Source organism: Pseudomonas sp. JQ170C (genome assembly GCF_035581345.1).
Lineage (GTDB): Bacteria > Pseudomonadota > Gammaproteobacteria > Pseudomonadales > Pseudomonadaceae > Aquipseudomonas.
This window is the reverse complement of sequence record NZ_CP141608.1, coordinates 1,640,526-1,662,876: the sequence shown is the minus strand read 5'-3', so window position 1 is coordinate 1,662,876 and position 22,351 is coordinate 1,640,526. Positions and strand designations below refer to the sequence as shown.

24 protein-coding genes are annotated in these 22,351 nt (G+C 61.7%); all 24 read right to left on the bottom strand.

Going from position 1 to position 22,351, the window contains the following annotated elements; all coding sequences use genetic code 11:
- Positions 1-4: 4 nt before the first annotated feature.
- A complete protein-coding gene (gene fliQ / locus U9R80_RS07705) occupies positions 5-274 on the bottom strand; it encodes a flagellar biosynthesis protein FliQ (protein ID WP_028945481.1) in 270 nt (89 codons plus the stop codon).
- A gap of 21 nt (positions 275-295) precedes the next feature.
- On the bottom strand, positions 296-1,048 hold the full coding sequence (gene fliP / locus U9R80_RS07700; RefSeq protein WP_301836954.1) for a flagellar type III secretion system pore protein FliP: 753 nt from the start codon (positions 1,046-1,048) through the stop codon (positions 296-298).
- Complete coding sequence (gene fliO / locus U9R80_RS07695) at positions 1,048-1,485, bottom strand: flagellar biosynthetic protein FliO (RefSeq protein WP_301837478.1); 438 nt, start codon at positions 1,483-1,485, stop codon at positions 1,048-1,050. Before fliO ends, fliP begins: the two co-directional genes overlap by 1 nt.
- 12 nt (positions 1,486-1,497) lie before the next feature.
- Positions 1,498-1,968, bottom strand: a complete 471-nt coding sequence (gene fliN, locus U9R80_RS07690) for a flagellar motor switch protein FliN (RefSeq protein WP_301836955.1) — start codon at positions 1,966-1,968, stop codon at positions 1,498-1,500.
- A 48-nt stretch (positions 1,969-2,016) separates the two neighbouring features.
- Positions 2,017-2,985, bottom strand: a complete 969-nt coding sequence (gene fliM / locus U9R80_RS07685) for a flagellar motor switch protein FliM (protein ID WP_274117994.1) — start codon at positions 2,983-2,985, stop codon at positions 2,017-2,019.
- Positions 2,986-2,994: 9 nt separating this feature from the next.
- Positions 2,995-3,492 (bottom strand): flagellar basal body-associated protein FliL, encoded by a 498-nt coding sequence (gene fliL, locus U9R80_RS07680; protein WP_274117995.1) that lies wholly within the window; start codon positions 3,490-3,492, stop codon positions 2,995-2,997.
- A 148-nt stretch (positions 3,493-3,640) separates the two neighbouring features.
- Positions 3,641-4,861 (bottom strand): flagellar hook-length control protein FliK, encoded by a 1,221-nt coding sequence (locus tag U9R80_RS07675; protein ID WP_301836956.1) that lies wholly within the window; start codon positions 4,859-4,861, stop codon positions 3,641-3,643.
- Between the two features lie 76 nt (positions 4,862-4,937).
- Positions 4,938-5,285, bottom strand: coding sequence for an Hpt domain-containing protein (locus U9R80_RS07670; RefSeq protein ID WP_301836957.1), 348 nt, complete (start codon positions 5,283-5,285; stop codon positions 4,938-4,940).
- Positions 5,286-5,310: 25 nt separating this feature from the next.
- The gene (locus tag U9R80_RS07665) at positions 5,311-7,011 is read right to left on the bottom strand and encodes an ATP-binding SpoIIE family protein phosphatase (RefSeq protein ID WP_301836958.1); all 1,701 of its coding nucleotides are present in this window, start codon (positions 7,009-7,011) and stop codon (positions 5,311-5,313) included.
- Positions 7,012-7,019: 8 nt separating this feature from the next.
- Positions 7,020-7,325, bottom strand: a complete 306-nt coding sequence (locus tag U9R80_RS07660; protein WP_301836959.1) for an STAS domain-containing protein — start codon at positions 7,323-7,325, stop codon at positions 7,020-7,022.
- Positions 7,326-7,418: 93 nt separating this feature from the next.
- Positions 7,419-7,871, bottom strand: coding sequence for a flagellar export protein FliJ (gene fliJ / locus U9R80_RS07655; protein WP_028945491.1), 453 nt, complete (start codon positions 7,869-7,871; stop codon positions 7,419-7,421).
- Positions 7,872-7,877: 6 nt separating this feature from the next.
- Positions 7,878-9,245, bottom strand: coding sequence for a flagellar protein export ATPase FliI (gene fliI, locus U9R80_RS07650; RefSeq protein WP_301836960.1), 1,368 nt, complete (start codon positions 9,243-9,245; stop codon positions 7,878-7,880).
- Complete coding sequence (fliH, locus tag U9R80_RS07645; protein WP_301836961.1) at positions 9,235-10,002, bottom strand: flagellar assembly protein FliH; 768 nt, start codon at positions 10,000-10,002, stop codon at positions 9,235-9,237. Before fliH ends, fliI begins: the two co-directional genes overlap by 11 nt.
- Before the next feature lie 75 nt (positions 10,003-10,077).
- A complete protein-coding gene (gene fliG, locus U9R80_RS07640; RefSeq protein WP_274118003.1) occupies positions 10,078-11,097 on the bottom strand; it encodes a flagellar motor switch protein FliG in 1,020 nt (339 codons plus the stop codon).
- The gene (fliF, locus tag U9R80_RS07635) at positions 11,090-12,871 is read right to left on the bottom strand and encodes a flagellar basal-body MS-ring/collar protein FliF (protein WP_301836962.1); all 1,782 of its coding nucleotides are present in this window, start codon (positions 12,869-12,871) and stop codon (positions 11,090-11,092) included. Before fliF ends, fliG begins: the two co-directional genes overlap by 8 nt.
- A 15-nt stretch (positions 12,872-12,886) precedes the next feature.
- Complete coding sequence (gene fliE / locus U9R80_RS07630) at positions 12,887-13,213, bottom strand: flagellar hook-basal body complex protein FliE (protein ID WP_010224994.1); 327 nt, start codon at positions 13,211-13,213, stop codon at positions 12,887-12,889.
- A 120-nt stretch (positions 13,214-13,333) separates the two neighbouring features.
- Positions 13,334-14,719, bottom strand: a complete 1,386-nt coding sequence (locus U9R80_RS07625) for a sigma-54-dependent transcriptional regulator (protein ID WP_301836963.1) — start codon at positions 14,717-14,719, stop codon at positions 13,334-13,336.
- The gene (locus U9R80_RS07620) at positions 14,716-15,930 is read right to left on the bottom strand and encodes a sensor histidine kinase (RefSeq protein ID WP_301836964.1); all 1,215 of its coding nucleotides are present in this window, start codon (positions 15,928-15,930) and stop codon (positions 14,716-14,718) included. Before U9R80_RS07620 ends, U9R80_RS07625 begins: the two co-directional genes overlap by 4 nt.
- A 204-nt stretch (positions 15,931-16,134) precedes the next feature.
- Positions 16,135-17,610 (bottom strand): transcriptional regulator FleQ, encoded by a 1,476-nt coding sequence (gene fleQ / locus U9R80_RS07615; protein ID WP_301836965.1) that lies wholly within the window; start codon positions 17,608-17,610, stop codon positions 16,135-16,137.
- Between the two features lie 170 nt (positions 17,611-17,780).
- The gene (locus U9R80_RS07610; protein ID WP_264652137.1) at positions 17,781-18,077 is read right to left on the bottom strand and encodes a flagellar protein FliT; all 297 of its coding nucleotides are present in this window, start codon (positions 18,075-18,077) and stop codon (positions 17,781-17,783) included.
- A 25-nt stretch (positions 18,078-18,102) separates the two neighbouring features.
- Entirely contained in the window at positions 18,103-18,492 is a 390-nt protein-coding gene (gene fliS / locus U9R80_RS07605; RefSeq protein WP_264653181.1) for a flagellar export chaperone FliS, read from the bottom strand.
- Between the two features lie 84 nt (positions 18,493-18,576).
- Complete coding sequence (gene fliD / locus U9R80_RS07600; RefSeq protein ID WP_301836966.1) at positions 18,577-19,929, bottom strand: flagellar filament capping protein FliD; 1,353 nt, start codon at positions 19,927-19,929, stop codon at positions 18,577-18,579.
- Positions 19,930-20,009: 80 nt separating this feature from the next.
- The gene (locus U9R80_RS07595; protein ID WP_301836967.1) at positions 20,010-20,357 is read right to left on the bottom strand and encodes a flagellar protein FlaG; all 348 of its coding nucleotides are present in this window, start codon (positions 20,355-20,357) and stop codon (positions 20,010-20,012) included.
- A gap of 72 nt (positions 20,358-20,429) precedes the next feature.
- Positions 20,430-22,169, bottom strand: coding sequence for a flagellin N-terminal helical domain-containing protein (locus U9R80_RS07590; protein WP_301836968.1), 1,740 nt, complete (start codon positions 22,167-22,169; stop codon positions 20,430-20,432).
- Positions 22,170-22,351: the final 182 nt, after the last annotated feature.

Below are 22,351 nucleotides of genomic sequence, written 5' to 3'. Positions count from 1 at the left end.
CGCCTCAACCGATCAACTGCGGGATGCTGCCGTACAACGACAGCATGTATTCCATGAACTTCTGCACCAGCCACGGCCCGGCCACGATCAGGGTGATCAGCATGACCAGCAAGCGCGGCAGAAAGCTCAGGGTCTGTTCGTTGATCTGGGTGGCGGCCTGGAACATCGCCACGATCAAGCCCACCAACAGGCTCGGCACCACCAGCACCGCGACCATCAGGGTGGTCAGCCAGAGCGCATCGCGAAACAGGTCGACGGCGACTTCAGGGGTCATGGGCTACTTCTCCTTGGGGCGTCAGACGCCGCCGAAACTGCCGGCCAGCGTACCCATGATCAAGGCCCAGCCGTCCACCAGCACGAACAGCATGATCTTGAATGGCAGCGAGATGATCAGCGGCGACAGCATCATCATGCCCATCGCCATCAGCACACTGGCCACTACCAGGTCGATGATCAGGAAGGGAATGAAGATCATGAAACCGATCTGGAACGCGGTCTTGAGCTCGGAGGTGACAAAGGCCGGCACCAGAATGGTCAGCGGGGCCTGGTCAGGGCTGGCGATGTCGGTGCGCTTGGACAGGCGCATGAACAGGTCCAGGTCACTCTGGCGCGTCTGCGCGAGCATGAAGTCCTTGAGCGGCACCTGGGCCTTGGCGATCGCATCCTGGGCCACCATCTGCTCGTTCAGGTAGGGCTGCAGGGCATCCTTGTTCACCCGGTCGAACACCGGCGCCATGATGAACATGGTGAGGAACAGCGCCATGCCGGTGAGGATCTGGTTCGACGGCGTCTGCTGCAGGCCCAGGGCCTGACGCAGAATGGAAAAGACAATGATGATGCGGGTGAAGCTGGTCATCAGGATGACGAACGCCGGGATGAAACTCAGCGCCGTCATGATCAGCAGGATTTGCAGGCTGACCGAGTATTCCTGCTGCCCGTCGGCACCGCTGGACAGGGTGATCGCCGGGATCGACAGCGGATCGGCGGCCAACGCCAGAGGCGCTGCCAGCATCAGCGCAAGGGTCAATACAATACGCCAGGCACCCATTACGACTTGTCCTTCTGATCCTTGCCCATCAATTCCAGCAGGCGCTGGGCGAATTCGGGGGTGGCCGGGCGCGCGGTGCTCGGCACTTCAACCGGCTCCTTGAGCACATGCAGCGCCTCGATCGAGCCCGGGGTGTGGCCCAGGAGGATCTGCTCGTTACCCACCTGCACCAGCACCAGGCGATCGCGCGGCCCCAGCGAGCGGCTGCCGAGCACCTCGATGACCTGCTGGCTGCCGGGCGCTGCGTTCTGCACCCGGCGCAACAGCCAGGCCAGCAGCAGGATCAACCCCACCACCAGCAACAATCCCAGCACCAGCTGTGCAAGCTGGCCGACAACACTGCCGCTACCCGCGGCCACCGACGCTGCCGCAGGCGGCTGCGCCGCCAGGCTGACGTTCAGGTAAACGCTCGTCACCAGGGCCAGCGCGGCCCGCATCAGCGTTTTCACTCAGCGCAGCTTCTTGATGCGTTCGCTAGGGCTGATCACGTCAGTCAGGCGAATACCGAACTTTTCGTTGACCACCACCACTTCGCCATGGGCGATCAGCGTGCCATTGACCAGCACGTCGAGCGGCTCGCCGGCCAGGCGGTCGAGCTCGATCACCGAACCCTGGTTGAGCTGCAGCAGGTTACGGATGTTGATTTCGGTGCTGCCCACTTCCATGGAGATGCTCACCGGAATGTCCAGGATCACATCCAGGTTCGGGCCCTCCAGGCTCACCGGCTCGTTGCTGCGCGGCGAGCTGCCGAACTCTTCCATGGGCAGGCGGCTGGAACCCGAGCTGCTGCTGGCGCTGTCGGCGGCCAGCAGGGCGTCGATGTCGGCCTGGCCGGCGTCGCCGGTTTCTTCCAGGGCCGCAGCCCACTCATCGGCCAGGGCCTGGTCCTCCGCGGAGGTGATGTCGTTCTCGTTAGCCATTTTGTCCTCGACGGGCAATCAATTCGGAGTTTGAAATACAGGCGCCGCTCAGCGGCGCTCGATCGGATCGATGATCTGCAGGGCCAGGGTGCCCTTGTGCGAACCCAGCTTGGCCTTGAACGACGGCACGCCGTTGGCGCGCAGGACCAGCTCGTCCGGCAGCTCGACCGGAATCACGTCACCGGGCTGCATGTGCAGGATGTCGCGCAGCTTCAACTGACGCCGGGCGACCGTGGCGCTGAGCGGCACGCTGACGTCCAGCACGTCTTCACGCAGGGCCTTGATCCAGCGCTCGTCCTGGTCATCCAGGTCGGACTGGAAGCCCGCGTCGAGCATTTCGCGCACCGGCTCGATCATCGAGTACGGCATGGTCACGTGCAGGTCGCCGCCACCGCCATCGAGCTCGATATGGAAGGTCGACACCACCACCGCCTCGCTCGGGCCGACGATGTTGGCCATGGCCGGGTTGACCTCCGAGTTCATGTACTCGAAGTTCACCGGCATGATCGCCTGCCAGGCTTCCTTGAGGTCGACGAAGGCCTGGTCCAGCACCATGCGTACCACGCGCAGTTCGGTCGGGGTGAACTCGCGCCCCTCGATCTTGGCGTGACGCCCGTCACCGCCGAAGAAGTTGTCCACCAGCTTGAACACCAGCTTGGCGTCGAGGATGAACAGCGAGGTGCCGCGCAGCGGCTTGATCTTCACCAGGTTCAGGCTGGTCGGCACGTACAGCGAATGCACGTACTCGCCGAACTTCATCACCTGCACGCCACCCACCGCCACGTCGGCGGAGCGACGCAACAAGTTGAACATGCTGATACGGGTGTAACGGGCAAAACGCTCGTTGATCATCTCCAGGGTCGGCATGCGTCCACGGACGATGCGATCCTGGCTGGTCAGGTCGTAACTTTTGACGCTACCCGGCTCTGCATGGGTCTCGGTTTGTACCAGCCCATCGTCGACGCCATGCAACAAGGCATCGATTTCATCCTGGGACAGCAGGTCCTGCACGGCCATCGGGGGCTCCTACTGCAATACGAAATTGGTGAACAGCAACTGGTCAACGACCGGTTTGCCGACTTCTTTCTGTGCCACTTCCTGAACACTGACGGTCGCCTTCTGGCGCAGCATCTCCTGGCCCACCGGGCTCGCCAAAGTGTCGAAGCCCTGGCCTGAGAACAGCATCACCAGGTTGTTGCGGATAACGGGCATATGTACCTTGAGCGCATCCAGCGCCGCCTGGTCGCGGCCCTGCAGGGTAATGCTCACCTGCATGTAGCGCTGGCGACCATTCTGGTTGAAGTTGACCACGAAGGCGGGCGTCAATGGCTCGTAGATCGCTGCAGGCTTGAGGTTGCCGGCTTGCGCGGGATCGGCTTGCGGCTCGCTCTGGGCCTTGTTCAGGAAGAACCAGGTGGCACCCACCGACAGGCCGACGGCCAGCAGCAATGCCAGCACCAGCAGCAGGATCAGCTTGAGTTTGCCTTTTGCGGCGGGGTCTTTCTCTGCGTCGCTCTTCGCCATGCCAATATTCCGTCATTCATCGGAGAATTCAGTCACATGGCGAGGGTTGAGCAAGTGTTATGCCAACTGCCCGTAGGAGCGGGCTTGCCCCGCGATAGCGTAGTGGCAGGCAGATCGCTATCGCGGGGCAAGCCCGCTCCTACAGGCGTCAGGCGTAGTAGTCGACTGCGCTTGAGCCGATGACCACTTGCTGCTCGACCGGCGCGCTGGCAGCAGCGACTTCACCCGCTTCATTGCGCCGCGCCGCCACGCCACTCAGGCGCGGCGAATCAGGGCTGCCCTGTTGCTGCTGGCCACGGGACTGGTCGGCAACGTTGACGTCCGGCTGCCCCAGCCCCTGTTGGGCAAACATTTCCTTGAGCCGGTGCACCTGGTTTTCCAGGGCTTCACGCACCCCCACATGACCACTGGTGAAGGTGATCTGCGCCTGCTGCTCGGGCGCCAGGTGCACACGGATATCCAGGCGCCCAAGCTCGGCCGGCTCAAGCTGGATATCGGCAGATTTAAGGTTTTGGCTGGAGAGGTACATGACGCGGTTGACCAAGCCTTCGGTCCAACCGCCCTGGTGCATCGCCAAGGGCTGGTGCAAAGGCGCGGCAGCCACGGTGGGGCTGGCGGTTTTTGCCGTGGCGGCCTGGGTCAGGGCGCCCAGGCGTTCAGCGAAGTTGTCGACGCGGGTATCGCTGGCCGTGCTCTTGAGGTCCTTGAGGCCATCATCGAGCAGCGCTGAAAAAGCCTTGTCACCCGGCTCACCCTGCTCGGCTTCGGTTCCTGCCTCCTCCACCAACGCCGCCAGGGTATTGGCGACCGGCTGCGCTGGCGTATCCGCCTGTGTCGCCTTGCCGGCGGCATGGGCCGAGGTGGTGCCCTGGGCCTGGGCGCTCTGCTCAAGGGCCATGCGCAAGGCCGGCATGTCCGCCAGCGGATCGGCATCAGGGTCGAAAGGGAGTTCTTCGCTCGCCTCAGGCACCACACCCACCTGGGCCTGCAACTGGGCCGCCTGGACAACCGGCGCCACTGCCTCGGCCTGGGCCTGGATCAACTGCGACCCGGGCTGCGCATCGGTCACCTGACCGGCAACCAGCTTTGGATCGAGTGCGGTGGAATCGGCAGCAGACGCCGGGTCTTCGACAGCATCGTCCTTGTCGTCAGGCAAATTCTTGCCGCTGTCGGCAACCGCTGCCTGCTTGTCCTTGCCGCTGGCGGCAGACGCCGGCTCCGGGCCGCGGGACTGCTGTGCATACACCTTGGAGAAGCCTTCAGACTTGTCTTTGGCGCTCTGCAACAACGCGTCCGGCTGGCTGGCCGCGGCCCGCGACGGCTTGGCCGCGACGCCGGGCTGGAGCAAGGGGTTGGAAGCAACAGGCATGTACGCGTCTCCGCTACGGGGCATCTTTAACGTTCAATAGCGAAAGTACAGCAAAAGTCGCGCCAGCTGCAGGCAATCAACCGATCAAAACACGCTGGTGTTCGTCGCTGTACAACTGACGAACCAGCACGTACTCGCGATCGATCTGGTTGATCAGGTCTTCGATCCCATACAAGGGCTGTTGCTTGACACGCTCCTCCAGTTGCCTGCACAGCTCGGCCAGGACCAGTGCACCCATGTTGCTGCTACTGCCCTTGAAGCTGTGCGCGGCATGCCCAAGCTCCGTTGCATTCTTGGCTTCATGCAATTGGCTCAAGCGTTTTTCGGAGTCGTCGAGAAAGATCTCCAGCAAATGCAGGTAGCCATCGTCCATGACCTCCTGCAGGTCGCTGAGTACCTTGCGATCGATGTGGTTATCAGTCACTTGCTCACTCCTTGATCAAGTTGGATTATGCCAGAGCGTCCCAGGTGAACTCCACGCATGCTCGGCGCCCCTGGTCAGTCCATTCGGCGTGCCGGCTCAGCCGACGTATCAGGTTCAGCCCTCGCCCGCTCAAGCCTTGCTCGATAAGCGGTCGCGCCAGCACTTTAGTTACGTTGAAACCTTTGCCACTGTCGTCCACCTCGATGATCAGACGCCCGCCCAGGCCTTGAGGTTCAACCCGCAGGCCTACGCGAATACAGCCCTCCCCCAGCGCCTGCAAACGCTCACTGCGCTGGCGGTAGTACTCGGCAAAGCCGGCGGCATCTCGCTTGAGCGCCGAATCAAGCCCCAGCACTCCATGCTCCAGGGCATTGGAATACAACTCGCTCAATACACTGTGCAGCGCCCCGCTCTGGGCCCGCAGGCCGTGCACCTCCTGCAGCAACTGCAACAGATAGGGCAGCGGATTGAAGCGCTTGAGCGTCTGGGCGCGAAACTCGAACTGCAACGACCAATCCAGCGGTGCACTCTGGCCGCTGTCAGAATAGATCAACGGTGGCGGCGACAACGCCTCGGGCTCCACCATGCGGATTTCCACCAGGCTCACGTCGTCACGGGAGCGCCCGCGAAAGGCGTCCAGCGCATGCAGCACCTCCTCGAACAGCAAGCCCGGCTGGCGATTGTCGACGAGCACCTGGCGCAGGCGCTCTACCCCGAACAGCTGATCCTGGTCATCACTGGTGTCGACCACCCCGTCCGACAGCAAGAACAGCCGCTCGCCCAGGCCCAGCGGCAGTACCTGGGTCGAATCATCGAAGCGCTCCGGCGCCAGCACACCCAACGGCAAGTGCCGGGACACCAGCGCCAAGGGCTCGCGGCCGTCAACCGACAACAGATAGCCATCCGGCATACCGCCGTTCCACACCTCGACCACGCGTCGCTGAAAACTCAAGTTGAGCAGCACCGCGCAGCAGAACATATCTACAGGCAGGATGCGCTTGAGCTTGGCATTCATCTCGCGCAGGGTTTCAGCCAGGCCATAGCCCTTGGCCGTCATACCGTAGAACACCTCGGCCAGCGGCATGGCACCGACCGCTGCCGGCAAGCCGTGGCCGGTAAAGTCCCCCAGCAGCACATGCATATCCCCGGACGGGGTGAAGGCTGCCAACAACAGGTCCCCGTTGAACAAGGCATAGGGTGATTGCAAATAGCGGATATTGGGCGCGCTCAGGCACCCGGCATGGGCCACCTTGTCGAACACCGCCTTGGCCACGCGCTGCTCGTTCAGCAAATGGTGATGGTGACGGGTGATCTGGTCGCGCTGCTCCAGCACCGTCGCGTGCAAGCGGCGCAAACGATCCATCGCCTTGATTTTGGCGCCGAGGATCACAGGGCTGTAAGGCTTGGCCAGAAAGTCGTCGCCACCGGCCTCCAGGCAGCGCACCAGCGCTTCTTCCTCACTCAACGACGTCAGGAAGATGATCGGCACCAGGGTTTCGCCTGCCAGGGCCTTGATCCGGCGCGCGGCTTCAAAGCCATCCATCACCGGCATCAACGCATCGAGCAGCACGACCTGCGGGCGCTGCTCGGTAAACAGTGCCACGGCCTGCTCGCCATTTTCGGCGGTGAGCACCGCATACCCCTGCTTGCTGACGATGCGGGCGAGCAGCAACCGGTCTGCCGCGCCATCTTCGGCGATAAGCACAGTCAGCGCTGAGTCAGGCATAGCCCGGATCAACTGATGTCGAACAGCTTGTCGAAATTGGAGATCGCGAGAATCTTGCGCACATCGGAACTGGTATTGACCACCTGCACTTCCGACTCTTCGCCCCCAACGTGATCGCGCAGCATCAGCAGCATGCCCAGCGCCGAGCTGTCGAGGTAGGTCGCCTCTTTCAGGTCGACCACCACCGAGTCCGGCCGTACCGGCTTGCGCTCATAGGCTTCGCGAAATTCCTGGTGCTTGCCAAAGTCAAAGCGGCCTTTGACTTTGATCGTCAGTTTTTTCCCATCCTGGGAGACTACGGTTTCTACGGCCATGTAGGCGATTCCTTCGAGAACGACGATGACAGACAACTAGAAGGTGTAGCAGCCCTGCTCCGGTGGGGCAACTCTTGCCCCCCAAGGCCCGGATCAATAGCGGTCGTGGCGCGGCAGACGCTGGGACAGTTCGTCGAGCAGCTTCTGCTCGCGTTTGTCCTCGACCAGGCGGGCTTCGTCGATGTAGCGCTGCACCAGCTTGCGCAGGCCTTCGACCCGGGCATAGGCCTGCTGCCAGGTGCCACGGGCATTGGTGAGGTTGTTCTGGTGCCAGGCCAGACTCTGGCGCTGCTGGGTCATGGCGCTTTCAAGCTGGCCAAGGAAGCGCTGGTAATTCACCAGCCAACTGCCCGAGACCCCCTGGCCACCACGGTTGATCCATTGCAGCTGGTAGTCTTCGCGAAAGCGGTCGAGCTCGGCGAGCTTGGCCTGGGCCAGGCTCACTTGCTGCTGGAACTGCCCCAGGCGCTGGGCGGCCTGGCGCTCGGCGTTCTCGGCCATCTCCACCACCGGCGCCAGGCGCGCCGCACGACCGGGCTGGGCCATGGCCTATCAGCCCCCCGCGCCGGGGTTGGGCTGGGCGAACACGCTTTCCAGGTGCTCGCGGCTCTGCTCAAGGCTGACATTGTCGTTCAGCCCCTGGCGCAAGTAGTGCACCAGCTTTGGCTGCAAGGCGATGGCCAGGTCCGTCTCGGCGTCGCCACCGGCCACGTAGGCCCCGACACTGATCAGGTCGCGGCTCTGGGACAGCCGCGACCACAGCTGCTTGAACTGCTGGGCCTGGCCCATCTGCGCCGGGGTGACCACCTGGGGCATGACCCGGCTGATCGAAGCTTCAATGTCGATGGCCGGGTAGTGCCCTTCCTCGGCCAGGCGCCGGGACAGCACGATGTGGCCGTCAAGCACACCCCGGGCCGAGTCGGCGATCGGGTCCTGCTGGTCGTCACCTTCGGACAACACGGTATAGAACGCGGTGATCGAGCCACCACCCGCCTCGCCGTTACCGGCGCGTTCCACCAGCTTGGGCAACTTGGCGAACACCGACGGCGGATAACCCTTGGTGGCAGGCGGCTCGCCGATGGCCAGCGCGATTTCCCGCTGGGCCTGGGCGAAACGGGTGAGCGAATCCATCAACAGCAGGACATTCTTGCCCTTGTCACGAAAGTATTCGGCAATGCGGGTGCAGTACATCGCCGCCCGCAAACGCATCAGCGGCGCATCGTCGGCAGGCGACGCCACCACCACCGAGCGCTTGAGACCCTCGGTACCCAGAATGTGCTCGATGAACTCCTTCACCTCACGGCCCCGCTCACCGATCAGGCCGACCACGATGATGTCGGCCTCGGTGAAGCGGGTCATCATGCCCAGCAGCACACTCTTGCCCACGCCGGTACCGGCGAACAGGCCCAGGCGCTGGCCGCGCCCCACCGTCAACAGGCCGTTGATACTGCGGATGCCGACGTCCAGTGGCTGGCTGATCGGGTCACGGTTGAGCGGGTTGATGGTCGGGCCGTCCATCGGCACCCAGTCTTCAGCCTTCATCCCGCCCTTGCCGTCGAGCGCCCGCCCGGCACCATCGAGCACCCGGCCGAGCATGCTCATACCCATGGGCAGGCGGCCGTTGTCGGCCAGCGGTACAACCCGTGCGCCCGGTGCAATGCCGGCGACACTGCCCACCGGCATCAGAAACACCTTGCCGCCGGAGAAGCCCATCACTTCGGCCTCGACCTGCACCGGATGGTAGCTGTCGTCGTTGATCACCACGCAGCGGCTGCCCACCGCGGCACGCAGGCCTTCGGCCTCCAGGGTCAGGCCGACCATGCGCAGCAGGCGGCCCTCGACCACCGGCTGTACAGGCAACTTGATGGTCTCGGCGTAAGTGCCCAGGCGCTTGCCGAAACTGGTGCGATCAAGGCGCATCGGGCTTGCTCAGGTCTACTTGCACGTCAGGCGCGGCAGGGTGCAGGCCCTGGTCGTGCAGCTGGTCGAACAGCTGCGCCAGGGCTTTTTCGATACGGGTTTCCATGCTCGCGTCGATGCGGCTGTGATCGGTTTCGATACGGCAGCCGCCGGGCAGCAGGGACTCATCTTCGAGCAGTTTCCAGCGCTCTTCATGGCGCTCGCGCAGCGCCTTGACCAGGGTGAAGTCCTGCGGATTGATATGGATGCGGATGTTGTCGGCGCCCATGGGCAGCAACTTCAGGGCTTCACGCAGCACCTGGGTGATCTGGCTGGAATCGCTGCGCAGCTCGCGACCAATGACTTCGCGGGCCATGTGCGCCACCAGGTGCACCACGGATTTCTCGATCTGGTTGTCCTGCTCGGCTATCGGCTCAAGCAGGTTCGTCATCAAGCGCTCAAGGCTCGACAGCTTGGCGGCCAGGGCTGTTTCGGCCTCCTGGCGGACCTTGAGCTGGGTGCTGTGGAACCCTTCGCGCTCGCCGGTGGCGAAGCCTTCGTTGTAGGCCTCTTGGCGGATGCTTTCGAGCTCCTCGAGGGTCAGCGGCTGGACTTCTTCCAGCGGCACTTCCTCGACCTCTTCCTGAACAACTTCAGGTTCCGGCTCGGGCTCCGGTTCAGGCTCGGGTTCCGGATCAAAGCTGGGCAGCGCCCAGCGGTCGAAACCCTCGACGTCGTTGGCGCGAATCAGCTCACTCAGGTGCTCGTTGGTTGACATGACTGCACGCACTCATCTGGGTCGCGGGGCAAGCCCGCTCCTGCGGAGGGGTGGGCTTGCCTGGCGAAAAATCGCTTAGATCATCTCTTCCCCGCCCTTGCCACCGAGCACGATTTCTCCGGCTTCGGCCATACGGCGGGCGATGGTGAGGATTTCCTTCTGCGCCGCCTCGACGTCGCTGACCCGTACCGGCCCCTTGGCCTCCAGGTCGTCGCGCAGCAGTTCCGAGGCCCGCTTGGACATGTTCTTGAAGATCTTGTCCTTGACCTTCTCGTCGGCGCCCTTGAGCGACACCACCAGCACGTCGGAGGACACTTCGCGCAACAGTGCCTGGATGCCGCGGTCGTCGACGTCGGCCAGGTTGTTGAACACGAACATCAAGTCTTCGATCTGCTCGGAGAGGTCGCCGTCGATGTCGCGGATCGCGTCCATCAACTGGCCTTCCACCGAGCTGTCGAGGAAGTTCATGATGTCGGCAGCACGCTTGATGCCGCCCAGGTTGGTGCGCGCGGCATTGGAGTTGCCGGAGAACTGCTTCTCGAGGATCTGGTTGAGTTCCTTGAGCGCCGCCGGTTGTACGGTGTTCAACGACGACACGCGCAGGATGATGTCCAGGCGCACCTTGTGGTCGAAGTTGCCCAGTACCTCGCCGGCCTGGTCCGGGTCCAGGTAGGCCACCACGATGGCCTGGATCTGCGGGTGCTCGTAGCGGATGACGTCGGCCACGGCACGCGGCTCCATCCACTTGAGGCTGTCCAGGCCGCTGGTGTTGCCACCGAGCAGGATGCGGTCGATCAGGCCATTGGCCTTGTCCTCGCCCAGGGCCTGGGTGAGCATCTTGCGGATGTAGCCGTCGGAGCCGACGCCCAGGCTGGTCTGGTCGCCGACGATCTCGACGAACTCGCTCATCACCTGCTCGACCTGCTCGCGATGGACGTTGCCCATCTGCGCCATGGCCACGCCGACCCGCTGCACTTCCTTGGGGCCCATGTGCCGCAGCACCTGGGCAGCGTCGGTTTCACCCAGGGACAACAGCAGGATCGCTGCCTTGTCGACCCGGGACAGTTTGGCGGTAAGGGCTCGGTTATCACTCATCGGCGTTGATCCACTCTTTCACGACCTGGGCCACGCGACCCGGGTCTTCGGCCACCAGGCTCTTGATTGCGTTGAGCTGTGCGTCGTAGCCCTCGCTCGGGCTCGGCAGCAGAATGCTTTGCGGACCACCCAGGCTGACGCGGTCGTTGGCCAGTTCGCCATCCAGACCGAGCATACCGCCCAGTTCCATGTCGCCATCGGCCGCGGCAGGTTGCTTGCCGTTGCCGGTGATGTTGTTGAGTACCGGGCGCAGCACGCCGAACACCAGTACCAGGATGAACAACACACCCATCACTTGCTTGATGATGTCCCAGAACCAGGGCTGGGTGTAGAACGGGATGTCGGCGATCACCTCGCCACGGTCGGCGGCGAACGGTACGTTGATCACGCTGACACTGTCGCCGCGACTGGCATCGAAGCCCACGGCGTCCTGCACCAGACGAGTGAAGCGCGCCAGGTCTTCGGCAGCCCAGGGGGCACGGGCGCTGTTGCCGGTGGCCGGGTCGACCTTGAGCTGGTCGTCGACCACCACCGCCACCGACAGTCGGGTCAGGCGACCTTGCTGCTGGCGAACGTGACTGATGGAGCGGTCCAGCTCGAAGTTCTTGGTCGACTGCTGGCGCTTGTCGGCCGGGTACGGGGCGAGCATCGGCTGGCCGGTGGCCGGGTCCATGATCTGCTGGCCGTTGGCATCGAGCAGCGGCTGGCCGGGTTGCACGGCAGCGGTTGCGCCGGCTGCACCGCCGGTGGTCTGCGGCGCAGTCGCCGGGCCAGGTGGCTGGTTGCTCAGAGCACCGGGCACACCTTGCGGGCCCATGCTGCTGGAGCGCTGTTCATTGACCGACTGCTCGCTGCGCAGCGCCGGTTGATCAGGATTGAATTGTTCGGAGGTGGACTCGACGGCGCTGAAGTCGACATCGGCCGACACTTCGGCCTTGTAGCGGTCGTTGCCCAGCACCGGCTGCAGGATGTTATGCACACGCTGGGTGAGCATGCCTTCCATGCGGCGGCTGTAGTCGAACTGCTTGCCGGCCATGGTCAGCTCGGAGTTGTGCACCTGGTCGGAGAGCAGGTTGCCCTTCTGATCGACCACCGTCACGTCGGCCTTGTTCAGCTCCGGCACGCTGGTTGCCACCAGGTTGACGATGGCCATCACCTGGCCCGCCTCCAAGGCGCGGCCCGGATACAGCTCGACCAGTACCGAGGCGCTGGGCTTGCGCTCATCGCGTACGAACACCGAGCTTTTCGGAATCGCCAGGTGTACCCGTGCTGCCTTGACGTTGTTCAGGCTCGACACCGTGCGCGCCAGCTCGCCTTCAAGGCCGCGGCGATAACGGGTGGCTTCCATGAACTGACTGGTACCCAGGCCCTGCTCTTTATCGAGGATTTCAAAACCGACGTTGCCGTCGCCCGGCGCCACACCGGCAGCGGCAAGTTTCAGGCGCGCGCGGGAAATGTCGTCGGACTTGACCAGCAAGGCACCGGAATTGGGTTCGACGGTGTAGGGGATGTCGGCTGCGGCCAGGGTTTCCATGACCTGCTTGGTGTCCATGCCGGCCAGGCTGCCGTACAACGGCCGATAGTCGGGCTGCTGCGACCAGAGCACCACGGCAAAACCGATCGCCACGCTCGCCGCCAGGCCCACCAGCAGGCCCACCTGGCGCAGCATCGGCATCTGCGAGATGTTCTCAAGGAACGACATGCCGAACAGCGGCGGCTTGGACGCGGCTGCGCTGCCTTTGGCGGGCACGTTATCGACGACTGCTTCGGCCATGACTCAATCTCGCCCTTATACCGGCATCTGCATGATGTCTTGATAGGCCTGGACCAGCTTGTTGCGCACCTGGGTCAAGGCCTGAAAGGAAACGCTGGCTTTTTGCGAAGCGATCATCACGTCGGTCAGGTCCACGCCGCTCTTGCCGATCTCGAAGGCATTGGCCAGTTGCGTGGAAGCCTGCTGGGTGTCGCTGACCTTATTGATGGCCTGCCCCAGCATGTCGGCAAAATTGCTTGAGCCCAGCTCAGGCGCAGCCGCCGCTTTTGGCATCGACATGGCGTCCATCTGCATGGCCCGCATGTCCAACATCAATCGATTAAATTCAACACCTTGGCTCATGGACTTCTCTCTCCGACGACCCGCATTTTTTTGACACTCACGCAGCGGATAGGCAGGACTTAGCAACAAGAGTGCCAGCTCTGTCCGACCGGCGGACAAAAGCCCGTAGGCACCCGACCCTTATGTGGCGTAGAGGCTGGCCTCGACATCCATCCCGGCATCCCGCATCTGCGCCAGTTTGTAGCGCAGGGTGCGTGGACTGATGCCCAGGCGCTCGGCCGCTTCCTTGCGCCGGCCACGCTCGGCGCGCAGGGTATCGATGATCATCTGGAACTCGTGACGGCGCATGTCATCGCCCAAGCCGCTGGCCGCTGGCTCAAGCGGCGCTACCGCCAGGGCCGGCGCCGGCGCCGAGGCAGTGGTGAACATCGGCATGACCCCGGCCAGACAAAAATCCGCCGCCTCGATCACCCCGCCCTGCTGCAGGATCAACGCCCGCTGGAGGGCGTTGTCCAGCTCACGCACATTGCCCGGCCAGGCATAACCCTGCAGGCAAGTCCTGGCCTCGGGCGAGAGGCGCACGGGGGCATGCTTCATTTTATTGACGTGCCTGGCCAGCAAGCGCTCGGCCAGCGGCAGAATATCGGCGCTGCGCTCGCGCAACGGACGCCAGGCCAGCGGAAACACCGACAGCCGATAGAACAGGTCCTCACGGAACCGACCCGCGGCCACTTCACCTGCCAGATCACGGTTAGTGGTAGCCACCACGCGAATATCCAGGGCAATCGGCCTGCGCCCACCGACCCGCTCCACTTCCCGCTCCTGCAACACGCGCAGCAGCTTGGCCTGCAGCGCCAGTGGCATCTCGGAAATTTCGTCGAGCAACAACGTGCCGCCGTCGGCCTGCTCGAACTTGCCTGCCTGGGCGGCAATGGCGCCAGTGAAGGAGCCCTTCTCGTGACCGAACAGGGTCGCCTCAAGCATGTTGTCGGGGATCGCGGCGCAGTTGATCGCCACGAACGGCTCATTGGCGCGCCTGGACTGTTGATGGATATAGCGCGCCAGCACCTCTTTGCCGGTGCCGGACTCACCGGAGATCAACACGGTGGAATCGCTGCGCGCCACCCGCGCGGCCAGCTCCAGCAATTGCGCACTGGCCGGCTCGCAGGCCACCGGCCCTTCGTCGGCCTGCCCCGCCACCACGCCAAGGGCGTGACGCGTCACCAGGTCCAGCAGTGCCCGTGGCTCGAACGGCTTGACCAGATAATCCACGGCGCCCTGGCGCATGGCCTCGACCGCGCGCTCGACCGCCGCGTGGGCGGTCATCAACAGCACCGGCAGGTGCGGCTGGCGCGCCCGCAACAGGGCCAGCAACTGGTGCCCGTCCATGCCCGGCATGTTGACGTCGCTGACCACCAGGCTGAACGCCTCGGCGGCCACCGCTTCCAGCGCCTCTTCGGCAGAACCGACGGCGCGGTACTCGAAGCCGCCCAGCTCCAGGGTATCGCCCAGGGCCTGACGCAGTGCCCGATCGTCTTCGACCAGCAGCACCTTGATTGCCTTCATTGCGTGCTCTCCATGTTCCGCGCATCGATCAACGGCAACGTGACCAGCGCACAGGTGCCGCGGCCAGGCCGCGAGCGAAGTTGCAGAACGCCCTGGTGGGCTCGCGTCACCGCCTTGACCACCGCCAGACCAAGCCCGGTACCGGTGGCCTTGGTGGTCAGGAAGGGTTCACCCAGTCGCGCCAGCAAGGCGCTGTCGATGCCGGCCCCGGCATCGCTGATGCACAGGCGCAGCACCTGCCCACGGCGGTACAGGTGGACCTTCAGGCGCGCCGGCTCAGTGCTGGCCTGCAGGGCGTTTTCGATCAGGTTGAGCAAGGCGCCGACCAGGGTGTCGCGGTTGCACAGCAACTCGCCCAGGTGGCTGTCGCACTGCCAGCGCACTTCATGACCCTGCACATGAGCCTGGGCGGCCTGCTGCAGGGCCTGGAACAGTGCCTTGGGCGTGAGCCGGTCGGTCAGCGGCAGCTCGCCGCGGGCGAACACCAGCATGTCGCGCACTTGATGCTCAAGCTCATGCAGGCGCTCCTTTAGGTTGCCGGCAAAACGCTGCTGGGTTTCGACCGGCAGGGTCTGCTCGGCCAGGTGGCTTGCATACAGCAGGGCCGCCGACAGCGGCGTACGAATTTGATGGGCCAGTGAAGCGACCATTTTCCCCAGCGAAGACAGGCGCTCATGGCGGGCCAACTGCCCTTGCAACTGACGGGTTTCGGTCAGGTCGTTGAGCAGCACCAACTGCCCGGGCTCGGCATCCAGCGAACGCGTGGCGATCGACAGGCGGCGCCCGTCACGCAGCGACACTTCATGGCCGTCGTCATCACGCGGGGCAAAACTGCGGGCGATCACTTCACGCCACAGTTCCCCTTCCAGCGGCTCGCCCAGCAAGTCGCAGGCCGCAGGATTGGCCTCGCGCACGCGCCCCTGGGCATCGATGACAATGACGCCACCGGGCAACAGGTCAAGCAGGTTCTGCAAGCGGTTGGCCAGGCGCTCCTTCTCGGCAAGCTCGGCCATGCGCTGGGCGCTGACCACCGCCAACTCGCCCTTGAGTTCGGTGACCCGGGCTTCGAGCAGGTTGTAGGACTCGCTCAACTGACTGGAGACCTGATCGAACAGGGCAAAGGCCTGCTCGAGGCCAAGGCGGCTTTCCTGTTCGGCGGCGTTCTGCCCCTTCACTTCAGGGACACAGGAGATGGGGGCGGCCTGGGGCATCGTGCTCTCTCGCGTGACTGACCGTCATAAAACGGTGTGTTGGCAGCGATAAAGCAATAGGCGTGCCGGGTACTTGACCAGCGGGTGCAACCCACCCGGTTGCAACCGGCCAAAGGCAGGCAGGACGGGCATTACAGCCCTGTAAAAGGTAGGGGTATAACGCAAAACGGGGCGCCTGAGCGCCCCGCTGTGTTCAAGCAGGCGTCAATCCTCCGCCTGCTCCTCGCCGTCTCGACGACTCATGCCGTACTTGCGCATCTTCTCCACCAGGGTGGTACGACGAATGCGCAGGCGTTCCGCGGCGCGGGCAACGATACCGTTGGCATCGTCCAGCGCCTGCTGGATCAAGCCCTGCTCCAGGCCACCGAGGTAGTCCTTGAGGTCCAGGCCTTCGGGCGGCAGCATGGCGTGGGTGGCAAAGCTTGGCGAACCACCGTTGATGGCCACGCGCTCTTCCAGGTCCGAACGCAGGCTGTCGACCAGTTGCTCGTCTTCGTCATCCACATAGCGGAATTTCTTCGGCAGCTCCGACACACCGATCACCCCGTACGGGTGCATGATCGCCATGCGCTCGACCAGGTTGGCAAGCTCGCGGACGTTGCCCGGCCAGCCGTGTCGGCACAGCGACATGATCGCTGCCGAGTTGAAGCGGATCGAGCCGCGCTTCTCGTGCTCCATGCGCGAGATCAGCTCGTTCATCAACAGCGGGATGTCCTCGACGCGCTCACGCAGCGGGGCCATCTCGATGGGGAAGACGTTGAGGCGGTAGTACAGGTCTTCGCGGAAGGTCCCCGCCTCGATCATGTTCTCGAGGTTCTTGTGGGTCGCGGCGATGATGCGCACATCGATGCCCTGGGTCTTGTTGCTGCCGACCCGCTCGAAAGTACGTTCCTGCAACACGCGCAGCAGCTTGACCTGCATCGGCAGCGGCATGTCGCCGATTTCGTCGAGGAACAAGGTACCGCCGTTGGCCAGCTCGAATCGCCCGGCGCGGCTGGTGATGGCACCGGTAAAGGCGCCCTTCTCATGGCCGAACAGTTCGCTTTCCAGCAGCTCGGCCGGGATCGCGCCGCAATTGACCGGCACGAACGGCGCTTCGCGGCGCTTGGAATGGTAATGCAGGTTACGCGCGACCACTTCCTTGCCGGTGCCCGACTCGCCGAGGATCAGCACGCTGGCATCGGTGTCGGCCACTTGCTGCATCATCTGGCGCACGTGCTGAATGGCACGGCTGGTGCCGACCAGGCTGCGGAACAGATTCGGCTCGCGCTGGCGACCGCGCTCGCGGGCCTGGTCGTACATCTCGCGATAGACCTGGGCACGGTGCAGGGAATCGAGCAGCTTGCTGTAGCTGGGTGGCATCTCGACGCTGGACAGCACGCGACGACGCAGGTCGTCTGGCAGCTCGACAGAAGAAATTTCACCAATCAGCAACACCGGAAGGAACTCATCCCAGGCTGCGACTGTCTTTAGCAAGCCCATCAGACTTGCCGGAGCGTTTACGGTCCCGATCAGGACACAGAGTACTTCACGACTGGACGACAACGACTCGACCACCTGCTGCCAATCAAGGCTGGAGCAGGACAAATTTTCTTCCCCAAGAAAATTCAATACCACCGCTAGATCGCGGCGGCGGGCGCTATCGTCATCGATCAGCAGAATTTTGGTTTCACGCCACATGCAATAGCAACTTCCCTAGTCATTTCGGCGCCCTATTCTGGGCATGCTCGACATCATTCCGACTGAACGGTCAGTTTCGGACGTGTGAATATTGGAAAACAGCTACTAGTTAAGTCAAAAAAGCGAGCACAGTCAAATTTATGGCGCCCGCTCTTCAGCTCGGCGCAATCTTAACTGAAGAGTTGATACACTTTTGAAGCATTTTTGGACTGATTGATCTGGGTCATCTCATTGGCGATTGCCTGGCGTTCGCCGATGGTCACGTCCAACAATTCGCGATACACCTGCAGCAACCCCTCCAGCTTCTCGCGCACCACTGCCTCGTCCATCGACGCCTCGTTGAGCATCTCATCGATGCACGAGCGACAGGTCTCGTCCAACTTGCCGATTTCCTCCCAGTTACGCTCGCTCAGCGCATCTAGCAGGGCGCTGCGGGTTTCGTCCACTCGCTGCAGTGCGTGACTCATGGTGCGTACCTCTTGGCCTGCGGCCTTATTGTGGAGCGATGGCATCCCAGCCGCTTTTAACGGTGATCAATAATTTCGCGACCTCATCGATGATCGCAAGATCGCTGCGCAGGTTTGCTTCGGTGAGGCGCACGATCATGTAGGCATAAAGCTCGTCCAACTGTTCAAGGGCTGCTGGGTCCTCGGCCTTCTCTTTGTCCAGGCCTTCGCGCAAACCACTGATAATGTCGATGGCCTTGCCCAGCAACAGCCCCTTCTGAGCCACATCGCCACGGCTGATCGCTCCTTTGGCTTGCGCCATTCGATCAAGCCCACCCTCCATCAGCATCTGCACCAAACGGTGGGGGCTAGCCTCGGAAACCTGAGCGTGGGAATTGACCTTCTGATACTGGCGAAGGGCTCTCATCGGATGCATGTTCATTCCTCGTTAAGCAGAGCGGCGATTGGCCTGATTACTGTCTAAATCGGCCAGTCAGCGAGTTTCTTTAGCGTCGCACCATCAGTCATTTTTAGGGTTGTTCAGCGCATTAAGTGTACTCATCACACTGTCACTGGAGCTCTTGAGCTGGGCGACCAGACTGTCCATGGCGTTGTATTTTTTGGTCAAGGTCGTAGTGAGGGTTTCAATACGACGGTCCAGGTTTTCCTGTTCTTCTTCGAGATTCTTGAGCTGGGTGCTCAAGGCACTTTGGCGCGATGCCAGGATACCGCCCGACTTTACGTAATCTTCCGTGGCGTTGGTCATTCGACTGAGCAAGCCGTCCTTGCCCGTGAACAGACCACTGATATCGGCACTATGGGTTTTGATTGCGGTGTTCCACTTGGCCTCATCAAACTCGAGCAGGCCGGTTTTCTGTACGGTACTGATGCCCAACTGAGACAACGTACGCAAGCCCCCGGTGCCTGCGGCCTTATTCAACTCGCCGCGGACCGAGTTGACCAGCGAGCGCATGGTTGCATCCCCGGTCAGTGCAGCCCCGGTAGAGCTTTTGTCATCACCACCGGCAGTCACTTTCGTTTGTGCGTTAACGGCAGTCATCAAGGCGTTATAGGCCGAGACAAAAGACTGGACCGAGGTTTTAAGCGTTTCGTTATTGGCGGCGACCGCCAAGGTGGACTTGCCTTCTTTGATAAGCTCAATGTTCAGACCACTCACGGCACCTGTCACGGTGTTGGAGGTAGACTCCAATTCCAGGCCATCCAGCGTATATTTAGCATTCTGCGGCTCGGTGATGGTGGTCGCTCCTGTAGCCACATCGGCGCTGCCGCCCAGGGTCAACTCCGTACCTTCACCGGTTTTGGTCGAAGAGAACACCAACCGCGAGCCACTGGCATCCGTCAGGACGTTGGCCGTAATGCCTTTGGACTGCAACTGCCCGTTAATGGTATCGCGCGCCTCTTGCAAGGTGGCACCTGCCGCGATGTTGACGCTATAGCTTGTGCCCGACTGACTGATGGTCAGAGCTTGCGAGTCACCCGTCTCGTTGATCACCGCCGAGGCGCCAGAGTAGACCTTGCTAGAGATCTTCGAGGCGCTTGCGAGCTGGGTAACTTCCAATGCATAGGTGCCCGCCGTCACACCGTCTGCCAAGGTGACCTTGGCTACTTTTTCGTCGGAAGTCGTACCTGCCAACCCCGTAAAGCTGGTGCCGTTGTTGAGCTTGGCAAGAGCCGACCGGTAGGTTTCCAGCGCACTCTTGATGGAGCCGATGGCCGACAACGACGTCGTTGCCGATTTGGTCTGGTTGTTGATCTGGAGTTGCTTGGGTGCCTTCTCGGCCTCTACCAAGGCCTTGACGATACCTTGGGTGTCAATACCAGAACCAATACCACTGATCGTTGAACTCGCCATCTTCACGCTCCTTATTCGGTGGCTGTCGATTTTCTGACAAAAACGCGCCGGTTAATGGCAGAAACAAAAGCCGTGCCACTTCAAACCTTGGTTGCAAACAACAGGCTGCTGGCATCGTTCAAATTCTGGGCCAACTTCAAGGCCGCTTCGGACGGCAGTTGGCGGATTACTTCGCCGCTTTGACGGGCGATAACTTTTACAACCACCTGACCTGTGGAGTCATCGATCGAAAACTCCAGTTGCCGCTCAGCGGCTTTGACAAAGGCCTGGATCGCTTGGACTGCCTGGTCCAACGCATCGCGATCAGCCTGTTTAGGTGTTTCATCTGCCGGCGTGTCAGTTCGCTTCAACTCCTGCGCCTTGCCCGAGGGAGGCTCCGCAGTATTCAGCGCGGGGTAAGACAACCCCAGTTTGACGCTCATGTCCATGTCGAATACCTGTGCAGATAGAAAAAACGAAAGGGCGCATTACGCACCCTTTCGTTAGTACTCAGCCAATCATCAGCCCAGCAGTTTCAGTACCGAAGACGGCAGCTGGTTAGCCTGGGACAGAATCGCGGTGGAAGCCTGTTGCAGAGTTTGCTGTTTGGTCAGTTCTGCGGTTTCAGCCGCGAAGTCAGCGTCTTGAACACGGCTGCGGGCCGCAGTGGAGTTTTCTGAGATGCTGTTCAGGTTAGCAACGGTAGTGTCGAAACGATTCTGCACCGCACCGAGCTGAGCACGCTGGCTGTCAACCTGAGCGATGGCAGCATCCAGGGCCTGGATGGAAACCTGAGATTTGTTGGCATCAGTGATGCTCAAATTAGAAACGGTGGTTTCCATCGAGACGGCGGTTGCGCCAGTTTTGCCTACCAAGCCCAAAGCAGTCAAACCAGTGCCGGCACTGCCATCAGCGATGGTGATATCTTTGTCGGAGAACAAGGAAAGCTCACCGTTCTTGGTCAAACTAGCGGTCACACCGGTGCTAGCACTGTTGATTGCGGAGACAATGTTTTGAGCGGTCGAACCTTTTGCGAACTTGACCTCAACACCATTAAGAGTAACGGAGGTGTCTTCGCCGGTTTTAGCCTCAGTAGTACCAGCAGTCAAACCCAGAGTAGCCAAAGATCCGCTGTCAGTGTTTACCAGCTTGACATCACTGCCATCTTTGGAGGTGATGCTGATACGGCCATCACCATCAATCTTAGTCTTGGCGGCATCAATACCGTCAGCAGTTTTGATTTGAGCCAGAACCGATGTGATTGTATCAGTCGCACCCCAAGAAATAGCGGAACCGTTGACTGTCATTTTGCCAGCCTTACCAACGGCATCAGCGCCAACGCTTGGTGCACCCACAACTTCGTGCTTGCCTGCAGACAGACCGGTAAGAGCCAAAGAAGGACCTGAGCCCCCAATGGTGAAGTCCACCTTGGAGGAAAGTGTCAGGCCAGTAGTCTCAGACCAAGTGGCGGTTGCGGCAGCATCACCACCAGTTGCAGCCCGCATTGCGGTCTGAATTTTACCGGCGATTGCAGCACCTTTATCGCCAGTAGCAATAGTTACAGTCTGATCACCAATGGTGAAAGTACCAGCATCACCAGCAACCGCACCGGCACCGGCCGTAATCAGCTTACTGTCTGGAGTTCCGACGGTACTGGTGGTAGCAACACCAGTAGTCAATTTTGTACCCAATGCAGTTGCAGTCAGACCGCCCATAGCACCACCAGCGACAGTGGCCTCGCTGTAGGAACCTTTCAATCCAGTAGCGCTGATGTCGCTCATACCGAACGAAATAGTTTCGTTGGCGCTGGCACCGATCTGGAAACCAACGTTCTGGAACGAGCCGTCCAGGATATTCCGGCCACCGAAGGTGGTAGTTTTGGCAATACGGGTCAGCTCACCGGAAAGCGAAGTAAATTCTTGTTGCAGGGAGGTGCGGTCGTCATCGCTATTAGAACCGTTAGCCGATTGCAGCGCCAGTTCGCGCATACGCTGCAGAATGCTGGTGGATTCCTGCATCGCGCCTTCAGCGGTCTGGGCAATGGAGATACCGTCGTTGGCGTTCTTGACCGCAACGGTCAGGCCTTTGATTTGGCTGGTCAGACGGTTGGAGATTTGCAGGCCGGCAGCATCGTCTTTAGCGCTGTTGATCTTCAGGCCGGAGGACAGGCGGGACATCGAGGTGCCCAGCGCGTCGGAAGCACGGTTCAGGTTCTTCTGAACGCCCAAGGAAGTGATGTTGGTGTTTACGGTTAATGCCATGACGAAATCCTCGTTGGATGGATACTGCGGCTTCCGGCCCTGGCAACCGCCGGGTGTGGCCTAGAGAACCTTCGTAATGGTTATCGTCGTGAACGCAGGTTGCTTGAGGGGTTTTTTCAAATTTTTTACTAGCACCGTGCCACCCCCTTGCAATTCAAGGCCTTAGGCACCTTAAAAATCGT

Excerpts from the sequence above, each read along its gene's own strand:
- fliQ (WP_028945481.1), bottom strand. The coding sequence starts at position 274 with ATGACCCCTGAAGTCGCCGTCGACCTGTTTCGCGATGCGCTCTGGCTG.
- fleQ (WP_301836965.1), bottom strand. The coding sequence starts at position 17,610 with ATGTGGCGTGAAACCAAAATTCTGCTGATCGATGACGATAGCGCCCGC.
- fliH (WP_301836961.1), bottom strand. The coding sequence starts at position 10,002 with ATGTCAACCAACGAGCACCTGAGTGAGCTGATTCGCGCCAACGACGTC.
- fliE (WP_010224994.1), bottom strand. The coding sequence starts at position 13,213 with ATGAGCCAAGGTGTTGAATTTAATCGATTGATGTTGGACATGCGGGCC.
- U9R80_RS07660 (WP_301836959.1), bottom strand. The coding sequence starts at position 7,325 with ATGGCCGTAGAAACCGTAGTCTCCCAGGATGGGAAAAAACTGACGATC.
- fliN (WP_301836955.1), bottom strand. The coding sequence starts at position 1,968 with ATGGCTAACGAGAACGACATCACCTCCGCGGAGGACCAGGCCCTGGCC.
- fliM (WP_274117994.1), bottom strand. The coding sequence starts at position 2,985 with ATGGCCGTGCAGGACCTGCTGTCCCAGGATGAAATCGATGCCTTGTTG.
- U9R80_RS07620 (WP_301836964.1), bottom strand. The coding sequence starts at position 15,930 with ATGCCCCAGGCCGCCCCCATCTCCTGTGTCCCTGAAGTGAAGGGGCAG.
- fliL (WP_274117995.1), bottom strand. The coding sequence starts at position 3,492 with ATGGCGAAGAGCGACGCAGAGAAAGACCCCGCCGCAAAAGGCAAACTC.
- U9R80_RS07590 (WP_301836968.1), bottom strand. The coding sequence starts at position 22,169 with ATGGCATTAACCGTAAACACCAACATCACTTCCTTGGGCGTTCAGAAG.
- U9R80_RS07610 (WP_264652137.1), bottom strand. The coding sequence starts at position 18,077 with ATGAGTCACGCACTGCAGCGAGTGGACGAAACCCGCAGCGCCCTGCTA.
- fliI (WP_301836960.1), bottom strand. The coding sequence starts at position 9,245 with ATGCGCCTTGATCGCACCAGTTTCGGCAAGCGCCTGGGCACTTACGCC.
- fliS (WP_264653181.1), bottom strand. The coding sequence starts at position 18,492 with ATGCATCCGATGAGAGCCCTTCGCCAGTATCAGAAGGTCAATTCCCAC.
- fliO (WP_301837478.1), bottom strand. The coding sequence starts at position 1,485 with ATGCGGGCCGCGCTGGCCCTGGTGACGAGCGTTTACCTGAACGTCAGC.
- fliJ (WP_028945491.1), bottom strand. The coding sequence starts at position 7,871 with ATGGCCCAGCCCGGTCGTGCGGCGCGCCTGGCGCCGGTGGTGGAGATG.
- fliF (WP_301836962.1), bottom strand. The coding sequence starts at position 12,871 with ATGGCCGAAGCAGTCGTCGATAACGTGCCCGCCAAAGGCAGCGCAGCC.
- fliP (WP_301836954.1), bottom strand. The coding sequence starts at position 1,048 with ATGGGTGCCTGGCGTATTGTATTGACCCTTGCGCTGATGCTGGCAGCG.
- U9R80_RS07665 (WP_301836958.1), bottom strand. The coding sequence starts at position 7,011 with ATGCCTGACTCAGCGCTGACTGTGCTTATCGCCGAAGATGGCGCGGCA.
- U9R80_RS07675 (WP_301836956.1), bottom strand. The coding sequence starts at position 4,861 with ATGCCTGTTGCTTCCAACCCCTTGCTCCAGCCCGGCGTCGCGGCCAAG.
- fliG (WP_274118003.1), bottom strand. The coding sequence starts at position 11,097 with ATGAGTGATAACCGAGCCCTTACCGCCAAACTGTCCCGGGTCGACAAG.
- U9R80_RS07595 (WP_301836967.1), bottom strand. The coding sequence starts at position 20,357 with ATGGACATGAGCGTCAAACTGGGGTTGTCTTACCCCGCGCTGAATACT.
- fliD (WP_301836966.1), bottom strand. The coding sequence starts at position 19,929 with ATGGCGAGTTCAACGATCAGTGGTATTGGTTCTGGTATTGACACCCAA.
- U9R80_RS07625 (WP_301836963.1), bottom strand. The coding sequence starts at position 14,719 with ATGAAGGCAATCAAGGTGCTGCTGGTCGAAGACGATCGGGCACTGCGT.